Origin of the sequence: Mycobacterium shimoidei (assembly GCF_900417275.1) — a bacterium.
GTDB classification, from domain to species: Bacteria; Actinomycetota; Actinomycetes; order Mycobacteriales; family Mycobacteriaceae; genus Mycobacterium; species Mycobacterium shimoidei.
The window spans coordinates 3,056,180-3,074,874 of record NZ_UEGW01000001.1; the positions used below are offsets into that span (position 1 = coordinate 3,056,180).

The 18,695-nt window shown below is 66.3% G+C and carries 13 protein-coding genes, 1 tRNA gene and 2 pseudogenes; 5 read left to right on the forward strand and 11 right to left on the reverse strand.

Annotation, left to right across the window (positions count from 1 at the left end; genetic code table 11):
- Positions 1 to 23 precede the first annotated feature (23 nt).
- Together MSP7336_RS14760 and dnaG are read left to right on the forward strand one after the other, a co-directional pair.
- On the forward strand, positions 24 to 1,268 hold the full coding sequence (locus tag MSP7336_RS14760; RefSeq protein ID WP_069397052.1) for a deoxyguanosinetriphosphate triphosphohydrolase: 1,245 nt from the start codon (positions 24 to 26) through the stop codon (positions 1,266 to 1,268).
- A gap of 108 nt (positions 1,269 to 1,376) precedes the next feature.
- Positions 1,377 to 3,272: a DNA primase gene (dnaG, locus tag MSP7336_RS14765; protein WP_069397051.1), complete on the forward strand. Its 1,896-nt coding sequence runs from the start codon at positions 1,377 to 1,379 to the stop codon at positions 3,270 to 3,272.
- A 5-nt stretch (positions 3,273 to 3,277) separates the two neighbouring features.
- Here the strand turns inward: dnaG and MSP7336_RS14770 are convergent, their stop codons facing one another.
- Positions 3,278 to 3,526 carry a hypothetical protein gene (locus MSP7336_RS14770; RefSeq protein WP_069397050.1) on the reverse strand — a complete coding sequence of 83 codons (249 nt, stop codon included), beginning with the start codon at positions 3,524 to 3,526 and terminating at the stop codon, positions 3,278 to 3,280.
- 149 nt (positions 3,527 to 3,675) lie between these two features.
- On the opposite strand from MSP7336_RS14770, the gene MSP7336_RS14775 reads away from it, so the two are divergent.
- Positions 3,676 to 3,751: transfer RNA gene (locus MSP7336_RS14775), tRNA-Asn, on the forward strand.
- Positions 3,752 to 3,759: 8 nt separating this feature from the next.
- On the opposite strand, the gene MSP7336_RS14780 is transcribed toward MSP7336_RS14775, so the two are convergent.
- From MSP7336_RS14780 to MSP7336_RS14805, 8 genes and pseudogenes are all read right to left on the reverse strand, one after another.
- Positions 3,760 to 4,164: a hypothetical protein gene (locus MSP7336_RS14780; protein ID WP_069397049.1), complete on the reverse strand. Its 405-nt coding sequence runs from the start codon at positions 4,162 to 4,164 to the stop codon at positions 3,760 to 3,762.
- Positions 4,165 to 4,244: 80 nt separating this feature from the next.
- Positions 4,245 to 6,905, reverse strand: coding sequence for a bifunctional nitrate reductase/sulfite reductase flavoprotein subunit alpha (locus MSP7336_RS24285; RefSeq protein ID WP_308207462.1), 2,661 nt, complete (start codon positions 6,903 to 6,905; stop codon positions 4,245 to 4,247).
- An 18-nt stretch (positions 6,906 to 6,923) separates the two neighbouring features.
- A pseudogene (locus MSP7336_RS24290) lies at positions 6,924 to 8,192 on the reverse strand (molybdopterin-dependent oxidoreductase); the annotation flags it as partial.
- A 33-nt stretch (positions 8,193 to 8,225) separates the two neighbouring features.
- Positions 8,226 to 8,456, reverse strand: a pseudogene (locus MSP7336_RS24505) (hypothetical protein); the annotation flags it as partial.
- A 115-nt stretch (positions 8,457 to 8,571) separates the two neighbouring features.
- Complete coding sequence (locus MSP7336_RS14790) at positions 8,572 to 10,485, reverse strand: acyl-CoA dehydrogenase family protein (RefSeq protein ID WP_069397047.1); 1,914 nt, start codon at positions 10,483 to 10,485, stop codon at positions 8,572 to 8,574.
- Positions 10,482 to 12,395, reverse strand: a complete 1,914-nt coding sequence (locus tag MSP7336_RS14795) for an ABC transporter permease (RefSeq protein WP_113964011.1) — start codon at positions 12,393 to 12,395, stop codon at positions 10,482 to 10,484. The genes MSP7336_RS14790 and MSP7336_RS14795 overlap by 4 nt, the downstream gene beginning before the upstream one ends.
- Positions 12,293 to 12,955: an FHA domain-containing protein gene (locus MSP7336_RS24690; protein ID WP_425325746.1), complete on the reverse strand. Its 663-nt coding sequence runs from the start codon at positions 12,953 to 12,955 to the stop codon at positions 12,293 to 12,295. Before MSP7336_RS24690 ends, MSP7336_RS14795 begins: the two co-directional genes overlap by 103 nt.
- Before the next feature lie 86 nt (positions 12,956 to 13,041).
- Entirely contained in the window at positions 13,042 to 13,533 is a 492-nt protein-coding gene (locus tag MSP7336_RS14805; protein ID WP_069397045.1) for a MarR family winged helix-turn-helix transcriptional regulator, read from the reverse strand.
- A gap of 115 nt (positions 13,534 to 13,648) precedes the next feature.
- On the opposite strand from MSP7336_RS14805, the gene MSP7336_RS14810 reads away from it, so the two are divergent.
- Together MSP7336_RS14810 and MSP7336_RS14815 are read left to right on the forward strand one after the other, a co-directional pair.
- Positions 13,649 to 15,682, forward strand: a complete 2,034-nt coding sequence (locus MSP7336_RS14810) for a DUF2232 domain-containing protein (protein WP_181786751.1) — start codon at positions 13,649 to 13,651, stop codon at positions 15,680 to 15,682.
- Complete coding sequence (locus MSP7336_RS14815; RefSeq protein ID WP_069397044.1) at positions 15,679 to 16,521, forward strand: CbiQ family ECF transporter T component; 843 nt, start codon at positions 15,679 to 15,681, stop codon at positions 16,519 to 16,521. The genes MSP7336_RS14810 and MSP7336_RS14815 overlap by 4 nt, the downstream gene beginning before the upstream one ends.
- A gap of 12 nt (positions 16,522 to 16,533) precedes the next feature.
- Here the strand turns inward: MSP7336_RS14815 and MSP7336_RS14820 are convergent, their stop codons facing one another.
- Complete coding sequence (locus tag MSP7336_RS14820; RefSeq protein ID WP_181786753.1) at positions 16,534 to 17,298, reverse strand: PE-PPE domain-containing protein; 765 nt, start codon at positions 17,296 to 17,298, stop codon at positions 16,534 to 16,536.
- A gap of 64 nt (positions 17,299 to 17,362) precedes the next feature.
- Positions 17,363 to 18,682 (reverse strand): ABC transporter substrate-binding protein, encoded by a 1,320-nt coding sequence (locus MSP7336_RS14825; RefSeq protein WP_069397042.1) that lies wholly within the window; start codon positions 18,680 to 18,682, stop codon positions 17,363 to 17,365.
- Positions 18,683 to 18,695 lie beyond the last annotated feature (13 nt).

Genomic DNA, 18,695 nt, shown 5'->3' on the forward strand with positions numbered 1-18,695 from the left:
AGGCCCTGGCAGACTGAGCGTCGATGACCCCGCAGGATCCCTACCGCGACGCCGACCGCGAGCGCTTGGTACCCGAGCCGCCGAAGACCGCGGGCTTGCCGGGCAGCGAGGGCCAGCATCGCACCGACTTCGCCCGCGACCGCGCCCGCGTCCTGCACAGCGCCGCGCTGCGCCGGCTGGCCGACAAGACGCAGGTCGTCGGGCCCAGAGAAAGCGAGACACCCCGCACTCGGCTGACCCACTCACTGGAGGTCGCGCAGATCGGACGGGGAATGGCGATCGGGTTGGGCTGCGATCCGGACCTGGTCGACATGGCCGGCCTGGCGCACGATATCGGCCATCCGCCTTACGGGCACAACGGCGAGCAAGCGCTCGACGAGGTGGCCGCCGCCTGCGGCGGCTTTGAGGGCAACGCTCAGAATTTTCGGATCCTGACCAAATTGGAGCCCAAAGTCCTTGACCCACAAGGTCATAGCGCTGGTCTGAACCTGACGCGCGCTGCGCTGGACGCGGTCACCAAGTATCCGTGGACACGGACCAGCGCCCGAGGCAAGTTCGGCTTCTACGACACCGAGGCCGACGCCGCCGCCTGGGCCCGCGCGGGCGCACCACCGGGACGGTCCTGCCTGGAGGCGCAGGTGATGGACTGGGCCGACGACGTCGCGTATTCGGTGCACGACGTCGAAGACGGTGTCATTTCCGGCCGCATCGACCTGCGGGTCCTCGCCGATGACGACGACGCCGCCGCGCTCGCTGAGTTGGGCGAACGTCATTTCTCCGGTGTGGCTGCCGATGATCTGGTCGCCGCCGCCAAGCGGCTCTCCGGGCTGCCGGTGGTCGCGGCGGTCGGCAAATATGACGCGACGCTGGCGGCATCGGTTGCGCTCAAGCGGCTGACCAGCGAGCTGGTGGGGCGGTTCGCCTCCGCGGCGATCGCGGCCACCCGGGCGGCGGCCGGGCCCGCACCGTTGGCCCGGTATGCCGCCGACCTGCAGGTCCCCGCGCTGGTGCGCGCGGAGGTCGCCGTGCTGAAAATCCTGGCGCTGCAGTACATCATGTCTGACCCGCGGCACCGGCAAATGCAGGCCGCCCAGCGCGAACGCATCCACCGAGTGGCGCAGTGGCTGCTGGCCGGCGCCCCGCGGACCCTCGACCCGATCTTCGTTCCGGCGTTCAACGCCGCCGACGACGATGGCGCGCGGCTGCGGGTCATCGTCGACCAGATCGCGTCATACACCGAGGGACGGCTGGAACGCATCACCTTCTGAGCCCACGACTGCGCGAGGGTGCGTAGTTGTACGCCGGCCCGCCGAAAAACACGTACAACTGTGCACTCTCGCCGGGAGGAGGTGGGCGCCGGCGCTTACACTAACCCGATGGCTGGCCGTATCCCTGATCGCGATATCGCCGCCATCCGTGAACGAGTCCGCATCGACGACGTCGTCGGCGACTACGTGCAGCTGAGGCGCGCGGGCGCCGACTCGCTCAAAGGCCTGTGCCCGTTCCACGACGAGAAGTCGCCGTCGTTTCACGTTCGGCCCAATCATGGCCACTTCCACTGCTTCGGGTGCGGCGAGGGCGGCGACGTGTACGCGTTCGTCCAGAAGATCGAGCACGTCAACTTCGTCGAGGCCGTCGAACTGCTGGCCGACCGGATCGGCTACACGATCACCTACAGCGGTGCGGCCACCAGCGTGCAGCGTGACCGCGGCAGCCGCAGCCGGCTGCTGGCCGCCAACGCGGCCGCCCAGCAGTTCTACGCCGAGGCGTTGGAATCCGCTGAGGCCGCCGCGGCCCGCCAATATCTCAAGGAGCGCAATTTCGACGCCGACGCCGCCCGTCATTTCGGTTGCGGGTTCGCGCCGTCGGGGTGGGATTCACTCACGAAGCACTTGCTGCGCAAGGGCTTCGAATTCAAGGAACTGGAGGCGGCGGGGCTGTCACGGGAGGGCCGGCGCGGTCCGATCGACCGGTTTCACCGGCGGCTGCTGTGGCCGATCCGCACCTCGGCCGGCGAGGTGATCGGGTTCGGCGCCCGGCGGATTTTCGACGACGATCCGATGGAAGCCAAGTACGTCAACACCCCCGAGACGTTGCTGTACAAGAAGTCCTCCGCGCTGTTCGGGATCGACCTGGCCAAACGCGACATCGCCAAGGGCCATCAGGCCGTGGTCGTCGAGGGCTACACCGACGTGATGGCGATGCATCTGGCCGGTGTGACAACGGCGGTCGCGTCCTGCGGTACCGCGTTCGGTGACGAGCATCTGGCGATGCTGCGCCGATTGATGATGGACGACAACTTCTTTCGCGGCGAACTGATCTACGTGTTCGACGGCGACGAGGCGGGGCGGGCCGCCGCGCTCAAGGCGTTCGGCGGTGAACAGCAGCTGGCGGGCCAGTCGTTCGTGGCGGTGGTCGCCGACGGCCTGGATCCCTGCGATCTGCGGCTAAAGGCCGGGGACACCGCGTTGCGCGATCTGGTGGCGCGCCGAACCCCGTTGTTCGAGTTCGCGATCCGCAGCACCCTGGCCGAAGTCGACCTGGACAGCGCCGAGGGTCGGGTGTCTGCGCTGCGGCGCTGCGTGCCGATGGTCGCCCAGATCAAGGACCCCACACTGCGCGACGAGTACGCGCGCCAACTCGCCGGCTGGGTGGGCTGGTCGGATGTCAGCCAGGTGGTGGGCCGGGTGCGCGAGCAGGCCAAGGCCCCCAAACAGCAGCGCCGCGGCCGCCCGCGTAACACCGCGACGACTGCCGCCGAACCCGCGGCGATACGGCCCGACCCGCGGGACCCGACGCTGTGGCCGCAGCGCGAGGCGCTCAAGTCCGCGTTGCAGTATCCGGCGCTGGCCGGGCCGGTGTTCGACGCGCTCACCGTGGACAGTTTCACTCATCCCGGCTACGCCGCCGTTCGCACCGCGATCGAAGGGGCCGGCGGTACCGGCGCCGGGATCACCGGGGCGCAGTGGCTCGACGCGGTGCGCCAACACGCGCCGTCGCCGGCGGCCGCCGGGCTGATCAGCGAGCTGAGCGTGGAAGCCATCCGAGTCGATGACGACGACAAGCTCTCGCGTTACATTGCCGGCGTGCTGGCCCGCCTGCAGGAAGTCTGGGTGGGCCGACAGATCGCTGAGGTCAAATCCAAGCTGCAGCGGATGTCGCCGGTCGAGCAGGGCGACGAGTACCACGCTTTGTTCGGCGATCTGGTCGCGATGGAGGCCTATCGACGCAGCCTGCTCGAGCAGGCCAGCGGCGACGACCTCACCGCCTGAGCGGGTTAGCGCGCGACGTCACGCTTGCGCGGTTCGACGACGGAAGTTTGGTCGTCGATCTCGGTCAACGTGACCATCCGCGAGTCGGGGGAGACCCGGTTGGCGATCTTGCGCCGTCCCGCCTCGATCACCGATCTGGCGGTGGGGCTGCTGGTCAGAGCACGATAGGTGCCGACGATTTGTTCGTAGCGGCGGCGGCCGGCCTTCGCGCCCAGCACGTAACCCAGTCCCAGCACTACCAAATACCGGATCAAAGCGGCCCCCTCCTGATGTCGGTACGTGGCTCCATCCTGCCTCAATTGGGCGACCAGGTGTGGGCAGGCTGTGACTCTTGGCGCAGCGACGGGCCCGTAAGCTAGAGTCATCCCTCGTCGCGTGGTTGGGGCCGCGTGGCAGCGGGCAGTCCTCCGTAGCTCAATTGGCAGAGCATTCGGCTGTTAACCGAAGGGTTCCTGGTTCGAGTCCAGGCGGGGGAGCCAGACGGTGGTCAGTCCTGCTGGTTCACCAAAAACGGTGGTTGGCCCCCGTGCAGTCGGGGCAACTCGGACGGACCTTGCGGGCCCTTGGGCTTTTTAGCCTGCTGTTGTTGCTGCTGCTTGGCGACCTGTGCGAGCGCATTGACCAGTTGCGGGCTGGCGGCAGCCATTTCCCGGCGCTCTTCCTCGGTCATCTCGTAAAAGCCCCATAAGCCCCAGGCCGACGGCCGCACGTACAGCATCACCGGCTCGGGGCGGTTGCGGAACACCGTCGGGATGGGGACGGCGCGATCGATGGTCGCCGAGGCCGCCATCTCTTGCGCGATCTGCTCGATGTTGGCTGACTCATGCAGTTCGTAGGTCAGCGACTGGCCGATCCGGTGGGGCGGTCCTTGCAGCGCGAGGAACCACGCCATCTGCTACTCCTTCGCTCGTTTGTCAACCACGACAGCCTAGGAGATGACCGCAGCGCGCTGGGCGAAACCGGGCAAGCTGGTCAGTAGACGTCGCGTTGGTAACGCCGCTCGGAGGATAGATTCCGCACGTAGGTCTTCGCCGCGTCGTGATCAAGTCCACCGTGATCTTCGATGATGTCATGAATGGCGCGGTCGACTTCCTTCGCCATCAGGTGCGCATCGCCGCAGACGTAAACGTGCGCGCGGTCGCACAGCCACTGCCAGATTTCCGCGCCGCGGCGTCGCATCAGGTCCTGCACGTAGATCTTCTCGGGCTGGTCCCGCGAAAAGGCGAGGTCAAGGTGGGTGAGGAAGCCGCGGTCGTGCATAGCCTCGATCTCGTCGCGGTAATAGAAGTCGGTGGCTGCGTTGCGTTCTCCGAAAAACAGCCAGTTAGGACCGGTGTGACCGAGCACGCGGCGTCGATGCAAGAAGCTGCGGAACGGGGCCACTCCGGTGCCAGGACCGATCATGATCATCGGCGCATCGGGGTCGACCGGCGGGCGGAAGTGGTTGGCCTTTTGCACGAACACCCCGACGTCGTCACCGTCCGCGTGGTCGGCCAGATAGGTCGAGCACACGCCGCCCCGCGCGACGCCTTGGCAGTCGAATCGCACCGCACTGACCGTGAGGTGCACTTCCTCGGGGTTGTCGATCGACGCCGACGAAATTGAATAAAGGCGCGGTGCAAGGGGTTTGAGTACTCTAAGCCAGTCATCGACCGATGCCCTCACGGGTGAATGCGCCAGCACGTCGACCGTCTGACGACCCCACATCCACTCGGCAAGCGCCGCCTTGTTCACCGGTTCGACCAGCTTGACCAACTCCGGGTCACCGCTGCGCGCGGCGACGAACCGCAGCAGATCGCCTGTGATGCGGGCGATCTCGAACCGTTCGGTGAGTGCGGTGCGCAACCGCATCGACCCGTGGTCGGGAACCTGCACGGCGGCGGTTCCGTCCAGTCCGGTGACTTCCAGCCACTCGTCGACCAGAGCGGGGTTGTTGCGCGGCCAAATGCCCAGGGCGTCACCGGCGTCGTAGCTCAACGTACCTTCGGGCACGCTGAACACGATCTGTCGCACCTCTTTGGTCGAACCGGGGCCGCTCAGCAGGGTGTTGCGCACCAGTGAGGTGATAAGTGGCCTCTTGCGGCTATATGCCTCCGGTTGTGATCTCGCCGGCGCGACGACCACTGCGGGTGGGGCGGCAGCGTCGTCGCCGACGACCGCCAAAGTTTTGGTGAGCATTTGGCGGACCGCTGACAGCCATGCACCGGCGGCATGGTCGTAGTCCGGTTCGCAGTCGACACGGTCGAGCATGCGCACCGCACCGAGCTCCGACAGCCGGGCGTCCAGGTTGCGGCCATGACCGCAGAAATCGGCGTAGCTGGAGTCGCCGAACGCCAGCACCGCATAGCGCGTGTCGGTCAGCCGTGGCGCCTCATCGGACGACAACTCGTCCCACAGCGCGGCACCGTTGTCCGGTGGCTCGCCGTCCCCGGTGGTACTGGTGATGACGAGCAGCTGCCGGACGGTCGGCAGGTCTGCGAGCGCGAAGTCGTCCATTGCCCGCAGTGCGACCTTCAGACCGGCCATACCGAGTCCGGTGGCGCACTCGGCGGCAAATTCCTCGGCGTTGCCGGTCTGCGACGCCCACAGCACGACGATCGGGGACGGCTCCGGTCGATCGTTAGGCGCGCTCGCCGGCGGGGGTCCCAGTGGGCGCGCCTCTGGGATGGTGCTGCGGGAGAACAGCCCGGCCATCAACCCGTTCACCCACATCCGGGCGCCCGGTTCGAAGGGCGCGCTCAACGGCAGGGTCGGCACACCGGGCGAGCTGCGACCGGCCTCGGTTCGTAGCGCGGTCAGCATCCCGGCAAGATAGCTGCGGCCGACGGGGTCGAAATCCGGCACGGGCTGGTCTGCGACGCCGAGCAATTCGGCCAGTGCGCCGACTTCGACCGCGCCAATCGCCGGGGCGTCGGTGGCTGGTTCGGGGGCTGACTGTGCGGGCCGTGCTGCGACCTTTTTCAGGGTGACCGCACAGGTCTTGTACTCCGGTTGTTGCGATGTCGGGTCGACGGCGTCGCTGGTGACCGCGTTGATCGACAGGTATTCACCGAAGACGTCGTTCCAGTGAAACGGGGCGAAGCAGTTGCCGGGCCGGACCCGGTCGGTGACGACGGCGGGCATCACCGCGCGTCCCCGCCGCGATGCGATCTCGACGGAGTCGCCGTCGGCGATCTCCAGCCGGGCGGCGTCGTCGGGATGGATTTCGACGAACGGGCCGGGGTTCAGCTTGTTCAGCTTGGCGATCTTTCCGGTCTTGGTCATCGTGTGCCACTGATGCGCCAGACGCCCGGTATTGAGCAGGAACGGGTAGTCGTCGTCGGGCATCTCGTCGGGCAGCAGGTGCGGGCGGGCGAAGAACACCGCCCGTCCGCTCGATGTCGGGAATACCAGCCGCGGGACGCCGCCGTCCTCGCGGACCAGCCGGGTCTGGCAGGTGCCATCGTTGAGGTAGCGAATCGGGTTGCGGTCGTTGGTGCTACCGGGCGGGCACGGCCACTGCACCGGTGTCTTGCGCAGCCACTCGTAGCTGATCCCGCGTAGGTCGTAACCGGTCCTGGGATTGGCGAACCGTTTGATCTCCTCGAATACATCCTCGGCGCAGCGGTAGTCGAACGCGTCGGCGTAACCCATCTCAGCGGCGACGCGGGCGATGATCCGCCAATCCGGCAGCGCCTGCCCGGGCGGGTCGACCGCCTTCTGGAACAGGGTGAGGTTGCGCTCCGAGTTGATCATCACCCCGTCACATTCCGTCCACAGCGCCGCGGGCAGCAACACGTCTGCATAGGCGTTGGTTTCGGTTTCGAAAAATGCGTCCTGGGCGATCACCAGTTGGGCTGCCTCCAGACCGGCCAGCACCGTTTTGCGATTCGCCACGCTCGCAACCGGATTCGTGCAGATGATCCAGCAGGCCTTGATGTCACCATCGGCCATTCGGGAAAACATGTCGATGGCGCCGCCACCAACCTCGGTGCGCAATGACCCGCGTGGAATGCCCCACAGCTCCTCGACGAATGCGCGATCATCGTCGTCGAACACCGTGCGCTGGCCAGGCAAACCCGGTCCCAGGTAACCCATTTCGCGGCCACCCATCGCATTGGGCTGACCCGTCAACGAGAACGGGCCGCTCCCCGGCTTACAGATGGCACCGGTGGCCAGATGCAAGTTGCAGATCGCATTGGTGTTCCACGTGCCGTGGGTGCTCTGGTTGAGGCCCATAGTCCAGCAGCTCACCCAATTTTCCGCTTCGCCGATCCATTGTGCGGCGGTGCGGATATCAGCTTCCGCGATGCCGGTGATCTCGCTCACGATGTCCGGCTGAAATCGCTTCAAGAAGCTCGGCATCACCTCCCAGCCCTCGGTGAACTCGGCGATAAAATCCGGGTCAATCTGGTCGTTTTCGACAATCAGGTGCAGTAGCCCGTTGAGGAGCGCCAGGTCGGTGCCGGGCGCGATCTGCAAAAACAGGTCAGCCTTCTCCGCGGTTGCGGTGCGGCGCGGGTCGACGACGATCAGTTTGGCGCCGGCCTTTACCCGGTCCATCATCCGCATGAACAGGATCGGATGGCAGTCAGCCATATTGGCGCCGATGACAAAGAAGACGTCGGCCGAATCGAAGTCGTGATAGGAACCAGGTGGCCCGTCGGCGCCCAAAGACAGCTTGTAGCCGGTGCCCGCGCTTGCCATGCACAGCCGCGAGTTCGACTCGATCTGGTTGGTGCCGATGAATCCCTTGGTCAATTTGTTCGCCAGATATTGTGCTTCCAGCGACATCTGCCCCGACACATAGAGCGCGACGGCATCGGGGCAGTGTTCGTCGATGATCGCCCGAAGTCGCTGTGCGCAATGGATGATCGCGGCGTCCATATCGGTTGCTTCGACGGGTTCACCGCGATCGGTCCGCAGGAAGGCCGATTCCATCCGGCCCGGCGCAGCGAGTAGCTCAGCGGTGGTAGCACCCTTGGTGCACAGCCGACCGAAGTTGGTCGGATGTGCCTTGCCGCCAGTCGATTTCGCTACTCGACGACGGCCGGTCTCCGCGTCCGTTTCGAGCTGCAGGACCATGCCGCACCCGACGCCACAGTAGGCGCATACGGTCCCGACGCCGTTGGGCTCTGCAACCACGCGTACTCCTCCTCGATGCGCAGAGTCGTTTGCAATGGTGCAGGAAGGCTGTTTCGGCACTGTTACAGGAGATCTCGGTGTCTTTACTAGTTTCTCGCAGCGGTCGCAGTTCCCTCGCGAGGTGACCGACCGTGGCGTTGATCACAGCGTGAGCGCGGTCACGGTTGACGAGATGTCAGTCCGGAAGATTTTCTGGGTGCAGCATCTCGGCGTAGCGCAGTTGCTCAGGAATGCCGAAAGCGTCGACCAGCGTCTCGGCGTACGGCCGCAGGCGCCGGCAGCGGTCGTTGATGCCGCGGGTGACCGCCTTGGCGCGCTCGGTGGACAGATACCGGTGCTCGATGTACCAGGCCTTGTCCTCTTCGATCACCGATAACGCGTACAGGTCGCATACCCACTCGAGGATCTCGCGGGCCTGCTCGTCGCACGAGTCGATGCCGGCAACGAACGCCTCCAGCACCACCCGGTCGATGTGGGCGGTTGCCGCATGCAGCACGTGGTCCTGCACAGCGTTGAACGCGTCGAACGCCGACATCTCGTCGGATTTGGACTGCAACCGGCGCGCTACCGAGGACAGCATGTATTCCTCGCGGTCTTCGAACATCTTTACCTGGGTCCCGCGGTTGAACAGGCTGCCCTCTTCTTCGCTGTCCTGGCGCGCATCGATGATCCGCTGCATGATCGCTTCGGCCGCAGTACGTTTCATCACCCGATCACCGACGGCGTTGGCGGCGAAGCGAACCCATTCCACCGGGCTCATGCTGCTGATGTCGTCGGCGTAAGCGGTCAGCAGCTCCTTGGCCACCAATTGGGTCAGTACGTGGTTGTCACCCTCGAACGTGGTGAACACATCGGTGTCGGCACGCAGGGCGATGAGCCTGTTCTCGGCCATGTAACCCGCGCCGCCGCACGCCTCGCGGGCCTCCTGGATCGCCTTGGAGGCGTGCCAGGTGTTGGCGGCCTTCAGGCCGGCGGCCCGTGACTCCAGCTCCCGCTGTTCTTCGGCGTCGGGCGCATCGGCGGTCTGCAGATCATGGCATTTAGACACCAGCTCGTTTTGCGCGAACTGCAGCGCGTAGGACTTGGCGATCAGCGGGAACAGCCGGCGCTGGTGCACCAGGTAATCCATGATCAGCACTTCGTTTTCGTCATCGGGCGCTTTGAATTGCCTGCGCTGCAACGCATACCGGGTGGCGATGTCCAATGCCAGGCGAGCGGCGTTGCCGGCGCTGCCCCCGACACAGACCCGTCCACGGATCAGGGTGCCGATCATCGTGAAGAACCGGCGATTGGGATTGTCGATCGGCGACGTGTAGGTGCCATCGGGTGCGACGTCACCGTATTTGTTCAACAGGTTTTCCCGCGGGATGCGCACCTGATCGAACACGATGCGGCCGTTGTCTACGCCGGGCAGTCCGCCTTTGTAGTGGTTGTCCGACGTTGTCACGCCCGGCAGGTCGTTGCCGTCGGCGTCGCGGATCGGGACCAGAAAGCAGTGCACGCCGTGGTTCTCGCCAGCGGTGATCAGTTGCGCGAAAACAGCTGCGATCGTTGCGGTTTCGGCTGCACCGCCGATGTACTCCTTCCGTGCGGACGGGGTCGGGGAATCGATGACGAACTCTTGGGTGGCCGGGTCGTAGTTAGCCGTGGTTTCGAGTGACTGCACATCACTGCCGTGGCCCCACTCGGTCATCGCGAAACAGCCGCGCAACTCGAGGTTGATGATCTTCGGCACGTACTGCTTGTGATGGCGTTCGGTGCCCAGGTTCTCCACCGCGCCGCCGAACAGGCCCCATTGCACACCGGCTTTGACCATCAGCGACAGATCCGACATCGCGAGCATCTCGATCATGGTGATCGCCGCCCCGACGTTCCCGTTGCCGCCGTGTTCCTTGCGGAAGCCGTCGTCGGCGGCGCCCGCGTCCGCCATGATCTTCATCTGCTCGGCCACCTTGGTGCGGGCGATCACCGTGTTGGGAGTGTGGTGCGGGCGGAAGACTTCGTGTGTCAACCGCTCGCGCATCTGGTTTTTGACGTCGCGCCAGCGACCGTCCAGCGCGTTCCGCAGGTGTTCGGCAGTGGTGGTCATGGCGTTGACGCTAACGTGATCTCCGCGTCTTTGGGTCCGGTGTCGCTGACCGAATGACTTTCGGGAGTGCGCCGCAACCGTCGCCACAGAAAAGCGCTGGCCGCCGCGCCGAGGGCGATCAGCATCGCCAGGTCGAAGAGCCACTGGCCGGCCGAATGGTTCCAGGTGGCCGCGTTGTCGGCGAGCACGTTGACCGCATGCACATCGATCGTGGAGGCTGACGCCGCGAAACCCCATTGGGCCGGGAGCAACCAGGAGACCTGTTCCAGGGCGAATCGGCCGGCGAGCGGGAAAACCCCACCGCAGAACAGTAGCGACACCAGGATCACCACGACCGCCATCAGCAGAACCTGTTCGCGGTACCGAGCCAGCGAGGAGAGGGCCAGCGCGACGATCGCCGAGACGATCGCGGTCAACGCCAAACTGAGATAGAGCTCCAACACCGGGCTACCCAGCAGGACAGCGCCGCGCGCCGGCGCGCCTTTGCCGGCCGCCGTGGCCAAGGTGATGACGCCGGTCTGCACCAGCAGCACCCCGGCGTAGACGAGGACTTTTGCCGTCAGATAAGCCGGCGTCGATAACCCTTCGGCTTGTTCACGACGGAAGATGTGGCGCTCCCGGAAGACATCACGGATGCCCAGTGCCGTCCCCATAGCGACGGCAGCGAGATTCAGCACGACCAGGATCTCGAGAGCCTCGTCGGGACTGTTCCCGTACGGGTCAGCCGCACCGAGCCCAGCATGGCCGGGCACCACCAATGCCCATCCTCCGAACAGCAACGGCAGGATCGTCAGGAAGATGAAATAGCGCTGGTCGCCAGCGATCAGCCAGGCTTGTCGGCGGGCCGCGACGCCGATCTGCCGCCACAAGCCGGGACGGCGCGGGATATCAAGCGGCGCAACGGTGCCCGGTGGTGGCGCCTTGGGCTGGGATTCCCGGGCGAGGAACGCGCGGTGGGCGCCCTCAGGATCGGTGGCCACCTGCGTCATGATGTCGGGCCAACTGGAGCCGCCCAGCACCGTTTGGATTTCGTCGGGCGGCCCGATGTAGGCGGGAGACCCGGCGGAGGTGAGCAATACCACCTGATCGCACACCTCGACGTGATCAACGGCCGTCGTCGAGAGCACCACGATGCGGCCGTCTTTCGCCAGTCGCCACAGCAGCGTCATCATCTGCCGTTGCTGTTGCGGGTCGAGGCCGGCGGTCGGGTCCTCGAGGACAAGTAGCGACGGCGCGGTGATCAGCTCGGCGGCTAGCGCGGCTAGCTTGCGCTGTTCGTGAGACAGCGCACCGATCTGGGTGGTGCGTGACCGATCGAGCGCCACTTCACCGATGGCCTGGTCCACGATCCGACGGCGTTCATCCTTGGAAATGCTTGGTGGGAGCCGCAACTCAGCGATGTGACCCAGGGCTTGCTCGATGGTGAGCTGAGGGTGCAGGGGGTCGTTGCGCGGCACCATCGACACGTGCGGGCCCAGCGGTTCGGTGTGTAGATGGTGGCCGCCGAGGGTGACGTCGCCGGAACTCGGCCGGGCGGCGCCACCGAGCAACGTGAGCAAGCCGGACCGGGCCGGGGCTGACGGTGCGACGATCGCGGTCAGCGTGCCCCGTTGCGCGGTCAACGACACATCAGCCAGTACTTGCTGCCCTTGGGCAGTCAGCCTCACGTCGCGTACGTATAACGCGCTGAGGTCGGTTTCAGAATGCGGTGCGGAAGCTACTTCGGCGCCCGGTGCTTTGCCGGTCGGCATCTTTCCGGGCGGGCGAGGCTTGGCCCGATGCGGGATCAGCCGCTGGATGGCGTCGGTTATTCGCGCGACAAGATCTCGCCGCTTGAGCTGCGGGATCTGCGGCGAGACCGGCAGCGGTTGTTGGGGTCCCGGCAGTTTCGGAGGAGGGGGCGGCGGCATNGTGGTGGAGGTGGCGACTGCGGGGGGAGCGGCTGCGGTGGCGGCGAGTGAAAACGCCCGGTAGGTGACTCGGACGGCGGTCTAGGTTGGCGCTTCGAGGGTTGGAGTGGCCCAGTCGTTGCCTCGGAGGGCGGCGGTAGCGGCCGAGGCGGAGGTTGACTGGCGGGCGCCTGTCCGACCGGCGGAACGTGCGGTCGAGCGGGCGGCGGTGGACCCGGCGGGGGCGGTGGCATCGGGGCTGCCGCGGCGCCGAGCTGGAACACCAGCCGCGGTCCATAACGCGGATCACCGACGGTGAGGGCCTGCCCGTCGTGGATGACGACGGTGGACATCCGCACCCCGTCGAGGTAGATGCCGTATCGGCTCCGGTCGAAGGCGACCCACTGCCGGCCGTCGTGGTGCAGCACCAGGTACGTGGGTGAGGCGGTGCCGTCCGTGCCGTCGATGCGGATGTCTGATCGGTTGTCGTGGCCCACGGTGATGTCGCGGCCGGCGGGAAACGTGTACCGCTTCGATCCAACCCAAACAGTCAACGGGGAAGGGTGCGCCTCCGTCCGCATGGCTTCTATCTTCCCCCAGCTTCGGCATCGCGCATCTTGGGTGATCAGAAGGGTTTACCCCCGATGATGCGCCGATAATCCGCCGGCTACCGCGATGCGCTGGGCCGCGAGGTGTCGTCGAGCAGCCGACGCAACACGGCGACCGCGTCGACCAGGATTTCGCGGTCTTTGGGCTGCAGCCGTCCGAGTTGCGGCTCGATCGCGGCGGCCCTGTCGGCGCGGACGCGGTTGAGGGTGCGCAGTCCCTCCGGCGTGATGCGGATGCGTACCGCTCGGGCGTCGCCCGGGTCGACCGTGCGGGTGACCAGGCCGGCGTCTTCCAGCCGTCGCACCTGGGTGGTCATGGTCGGCTGCGAACAGTGGTCCACCGCAGCCAGGTCACAGATCCGCGCTTCACCCTGGGCGTCGATCGTCGACAGCAGGCGGGCCTGCGCGGCAGGTAGCGGCATTTGGATGCGCTGGGTGGCGTAGCGGTTGAGTCGGGCGACTACCGCCAGTAGATCCGCCCCCAGGCCGGGGACGGCCTCAGTGGTGTCGTCGTGGGCGGGAGCAGGCCGCGCCGTTGCGGATGGCGTCATACCCCCATAGTTGCATAGCCTGACTATCTACACCACGTATTGAGGCATGTTCGTCCACGAACCGGCACGGCGTGCGCGCACGGAACAGGCGTCGACGGCTGGCAGAATCGGTGCAATGACGACCGGCTCAGCGACCGCGCCCCACCGGGCGCGATCGCTGCGTCCGGGCGAACTCGCACAGGCCTCGGTGATGGCCGCGTTGTGCGCGGCGACGGCGATCATCTCGATTGTCGTTCCGTTCGCCGGCGTGCTGGCACTGCTGGGCACCGTGCCGATGGGGCTGTTGACCTACCGTTACCGGCTGCGGGTGCTGATCGCCGCGGCGGTCGCTGCCGGCATCATCGCTTTCCTGATCGCGGGCATGGGCGGATTCATCAACGTCGCCAACGCCGCCTATATCGGCGGGCTGACCGGCATCGTCAAGCGCAGGCGTCGCGGCACACCGACCGTGGTCGTCGCGTCGTTCGTGGCCGGTGTGGTGTTCGGTGCCGCCGTCGTCGGCGCGTTGGCCGTGCTGACCCGGCTGCGGCAGTTGATCTTCGACGCCATCACCGCCAACGTCGACGGTGTTGCGGTGGCGATGACGCGGGTCGGTCTGGAGCAAGCCGCCGGGCAGTTCAAGGGGTTTTTCGCCACTGCGCTGCATTACTGGCCGTGGCTGGTGCTGGGCAACGGCGTGGTCTCGGTGATGATCGTGTCGCTGATCGGCTGGTGGGCGCTCTCGCGGGTCCTGGACCGCATGCGCGGCATCCCCGACGTCCACAAGCTCGACGAATTAGCCGAGAGCGGCCCGGTCGGTCCGGTTCCGGTGCGGCTCAACCAAGTCCGCTTCCGCTATCCGCGCAGCAACCAGGACGCCCTGCGCCCGGTCAGCCTTGATATCGACGTCGGCGAGCATGTGGCGATCACCGGTGCCAACGGCTCGGGCAAGACCACGCTGATGCTGATACTGGCCGGCCGGGAACCGACGTCGGGCAGCGTCGAACGCCCCGGCGCGATCGGCCTGGGCCGAGTCGGCGGCACCGCCGTCATCATGCAACACCCGGAAAGTCAGGTGCTGGGCACCCGCGTCGCCGACGACGTGGTGTGGGGGCTGCCCGCGGGCACCACCATCGACGTCGACCGGCTACTCAGCGAAGTCGGGCTTGACGGGCTTGCCGAGCGCGACACCGGAAACCTGTCCGGCGGTGAGTTGCAGCGGCTGGCCATGGCGGCGGCCCTGGCGCGCGAACCGGCGCTGCTGATCGCCGACGAGGTCACCAGTATGGTCGACCAGCAGGGCCGGGAGGCGTTGCTGGGCATCATGTCCGGCCTCACCAAGCGGCATCGCACCGCTCTGCTCCACATTACGCACTACAACGACGAGGCCCAATCTGCCAATCGCACAATCAATCTCAGCGATTCTCCGGATAACGCCGAGATGGTCGAGACGACGGCCCCGCCGGTGGCCAATGCGGTGGGCGCTCGTCGCGGCGACAAACCAGTGCTCGAACTCATCGACGTGGGTCACGAATACGACTGCGGCACACCGTGGCAGAAGACTGCGTTGCGCGACGTCAGCTTCACGGTGGGTCAGGGCGACGGACTGTTGATCCATGGCGGCAACGGCTCGGGCAAGTCGACGCTGGCCTGGATCATGGCCGGGTTGACGACACCCACCACAGGCTGCTGCCTGCTCCACGGCCGGCCCACCCACGAGCAGGTCGGTGCTGTGGCGCTGTCGTTCCAGGCGGCCCGGCTGCAGTTGATGCGCAGCCGGGTGGACCTGGAAGTGGCCTCAGCAGCGGGCTTTTCGCGCCACGACCAGGACCGGGTCGCGAGCGCACTGGCCGCGGTGGGACTGGATGCCGCGCTGGCCCGACGACCCATCGACCAACTCAGCGGCGGCCAAATGCGCCGGGTCGTGCTCGCCGGACTGCTGGCGCGATCGCCGCAGGCTTTGATCCTCGACGAGCCGCTGGCCGGACTCGACGCCGTCAGCCAGCGCGGGCTGCTGCGCCTGCTGGTCGACCTGCGCCGCGAGCGGGGTTTGACCGTCATTGTGATTTCACACGATTTCAGCGGTCTCGAGGAGCTGTGCCCGCGCGCCCTGCATCTGCGTGGCGGCGTGCTCCAACCGGCCCCGGCAGCGGCAGAGGACGTGGCATGACCGCCAGTACGATGACACGCCGTCCGGCTCGCCGGCCCGGGCGCCCAGTCGTGCTGTTGCGCCCGGTGCCGGGCGGCTCGGCGGTCCACGATCTGTGGGCTGGAACCAAACTGATTGTGGTCTTCGGCATTTCGGTGCTGCTGACCTTCTATCCGGGCTGGGTGTCGATCGGACTGGTGGCCGCGCTGGTGCTGGCGGCGGCACGGATCGCACACATTCCGTGGGGCGCGTTGCCGTCGGTGCCGCGCTGGCTGTGGATACTGCTGGCCTTCGGCGCGATCACCGCGGCGCTGGCCGGAGGTGATCCGGTCATCCATCTGGGGGCGAGCGGGATCGGGCTCGGCGGGCTACTGTACTTCCTGCGCATCACCGCACTGTCGATCGTGTTGCTCGGGCTCGGCGCGATGGTGTCGTGGACCACCAACGTCGCGGAAATCGCCCCGGCCGTAGCCACCTTGGGCCGACCATTGCGCTGGCTCCGCATCCCGGTCGACGAATGGGCGGTCGTCCTGGCGCTTGCATTGCGCGCCTTCCCGATGCTGGTCGACGAATTCCAGGTGCTTTACGCCGCGCGCCGGTTGCGGCCCAGACAGATTCCGCGCACTCGTAGAGCGCGTCGCCGGCGGTGGGCCTTGGAGCTGATCGATCTGTTCGCAACGGCAATCACCGTGACCCTGCGGCGCGCCGACGAGATGGGCGACGCGATCACTGTCCGCGGCGGAGCCGGTCAGATCTCGGCGGCGCCGTCACGGCCCAAACTGGCTGACTGGCTGGCGTTGTCGATCTCGCTGGCCGTCTGCGTGGCTGCTATCGCCGTGGAGCTGATGTTCGGCGGCTAGCGCCGTTTCGTCTCACGTGTTCGCAACCTGCTCGCTGGTTGCGGCTGCCCGCTGTTGTGGTGTCGGCACCGGCCGATCGTAGGCGCTGTCAATGAGCGGACGCTGTAGAGCGTCAAGCTGATCGGCTTGCGCACTTTGGCCCCACCATCGCCGCCACGTGTTGAGCGGCAGGTGTTGGGTCGGAATCAACAGTGCCGTGATGTTGCCCCGCCGTGTCACCACGTTGGCCGGATGATCGAGGCGAGCATTGGCGTAGTTGTGGATGATGCCCGCGCCATACTGGGCGTTCTGCAGCGCCAGCGGGTAGTTGGGCGACATCATGGCAGTGGGAAAGTCACTCCATCCGTCATATTCCCGGGCCATCAGTATCACTTCGTTGGCGATGTCGGGTGGAACACCCTGCCGAACAGCGACCAGCTGGTCGTTGCGTGCGAACGTGTCCCCTAACAGCACGAACCGGACCCCGGGCGGCGGTGTGTGCCGAGCGAGGTAAAGCGAGATCACTTGCGAGCCGAGGCTGAACCCGAGCACCGTGTCACCGGCGTGCAGCGGAGTATTGGCCAGCGCGGCTACACCCGCGTCATTGTGCAGGCCGTCGGCCGGGTAAGGCACCTTGACGCATGGACATAACGTGCCGCCGAGCTGAAGTTTGGTCATCGACATGGAGATCCCGTTGACGCCGTCATAGTCGAATGGTTCGACTGTGTAGGTGACGGCACTGGCACGAGCGGCGCCGGGATTCATCGGCACTGCGACGACGATGATCGCTGTAAGCACCAGCCATTGTCTAAGCCGTCCGCGGCTCACCCGGTGGAAATTACCCGACGGCAACCCAATCGGGTTAGCGGCGCGCCGCGGCATTCGCCGCGGCCTGTGCTTCCCGGAGGGTGGTCGCCACATCGCGGCGCCCGAGAAACATTTCGTCGAAGTACGGCTTGAGGGCCTGAAAACCTGCGGGAAAGCCGGCGCCGCCGGGTGCGGGGATGCGCGGGCCGCGCAGCACCGCAAAGAACGGTGTGACGTCGACGCCCCTGCTCGCCCAGTAGTCGAAGTAGACCCGCTGCGCGGACCGCACCGCCGGAATGGCGCTGCCGCGACGGCCCAGGTACTCATTGCCCGCCTTGCTGCCCATCCAGGTCAACACCGCTCGCACCGCATCCGGGTGTGTGGATGCCGAGTTCCCGGCGGCGGCAATGCCATTGGTGACGCTGACCCGGCCCGCGGGACCGGCGGGCAGCATCGCTACTCCCCAGTGAAAGCCGGCCTGTTCAGCCACGGCCGCCAGGTTGTACGTGCCGGACTGAAACAGCGCCATTTTGCCGGCCAGAAATTGGTTGCGGGAAAAGTCGTTGTTGTCGTTGGTATCTGATGCCGGAGGAGCGACGTGCTCGTGGTTGATGAGTTTGACCAGGTAACTGAATGCGCTGCGAGCACCGGGGTTGTCGAAGGCGAACCGGTCGCCGTTCTGAAACACCCCGCCGGCCGACCCGACGTAGTTCAGGTAGATGCCCTGGGGGTCGTTGGCGGCGTTATATCCCCACTGTCTGACCCGTCGGGCATCAAAACCCGGCGTCGTCGCGGTGTGTCCATCGGCGTCCACGGTGAGCCGGGCCAACAGTGGTCGCAGGGTGTCGTTGTCCGGGCCCCACCGCAATGCCGCTAACTCGGCCGGGTCGACGCCCGCGGCCTTCAGAAGATCGGCGTTGTAATAGACCGCTATGCCGGCATCGGTCAGCTGCGGGACACCCCACAATGTGCCGTCGCGGCTGAACTGCTCAACCACCGACGGCTCCCAGTCCGAGGCGTCGGCTTCGATTTTCATCAGCCGCCCGTTGTCGGCGTAGTCGGCAAGGTAGGCGTTGGACAGCCAGAAAATGTCGTCGGCGCCACCGCCGGCGACATCGGTGCGCAATGTGTCGAAATAGCTGGAATACGCGACCACGTTGGTGCGCACCTCGATTTGCGGGTGGGTACGGCTGAACGCCGCAAACGACTCACGGTAGGCCGCGGCCACCTGCTCATCCCACAGCCGCACGGTCACCACGATCTTGCCGCCGTGCGGGCTGGCCGAGATGTCCAACAGCACCGCCGTCGCGACCAGCAGCGCCGCCACCAGCACCACCGATAAGGCGGCCACCGTGGAAACACGTGGGCGGGTCATTGAGATTGCGTCC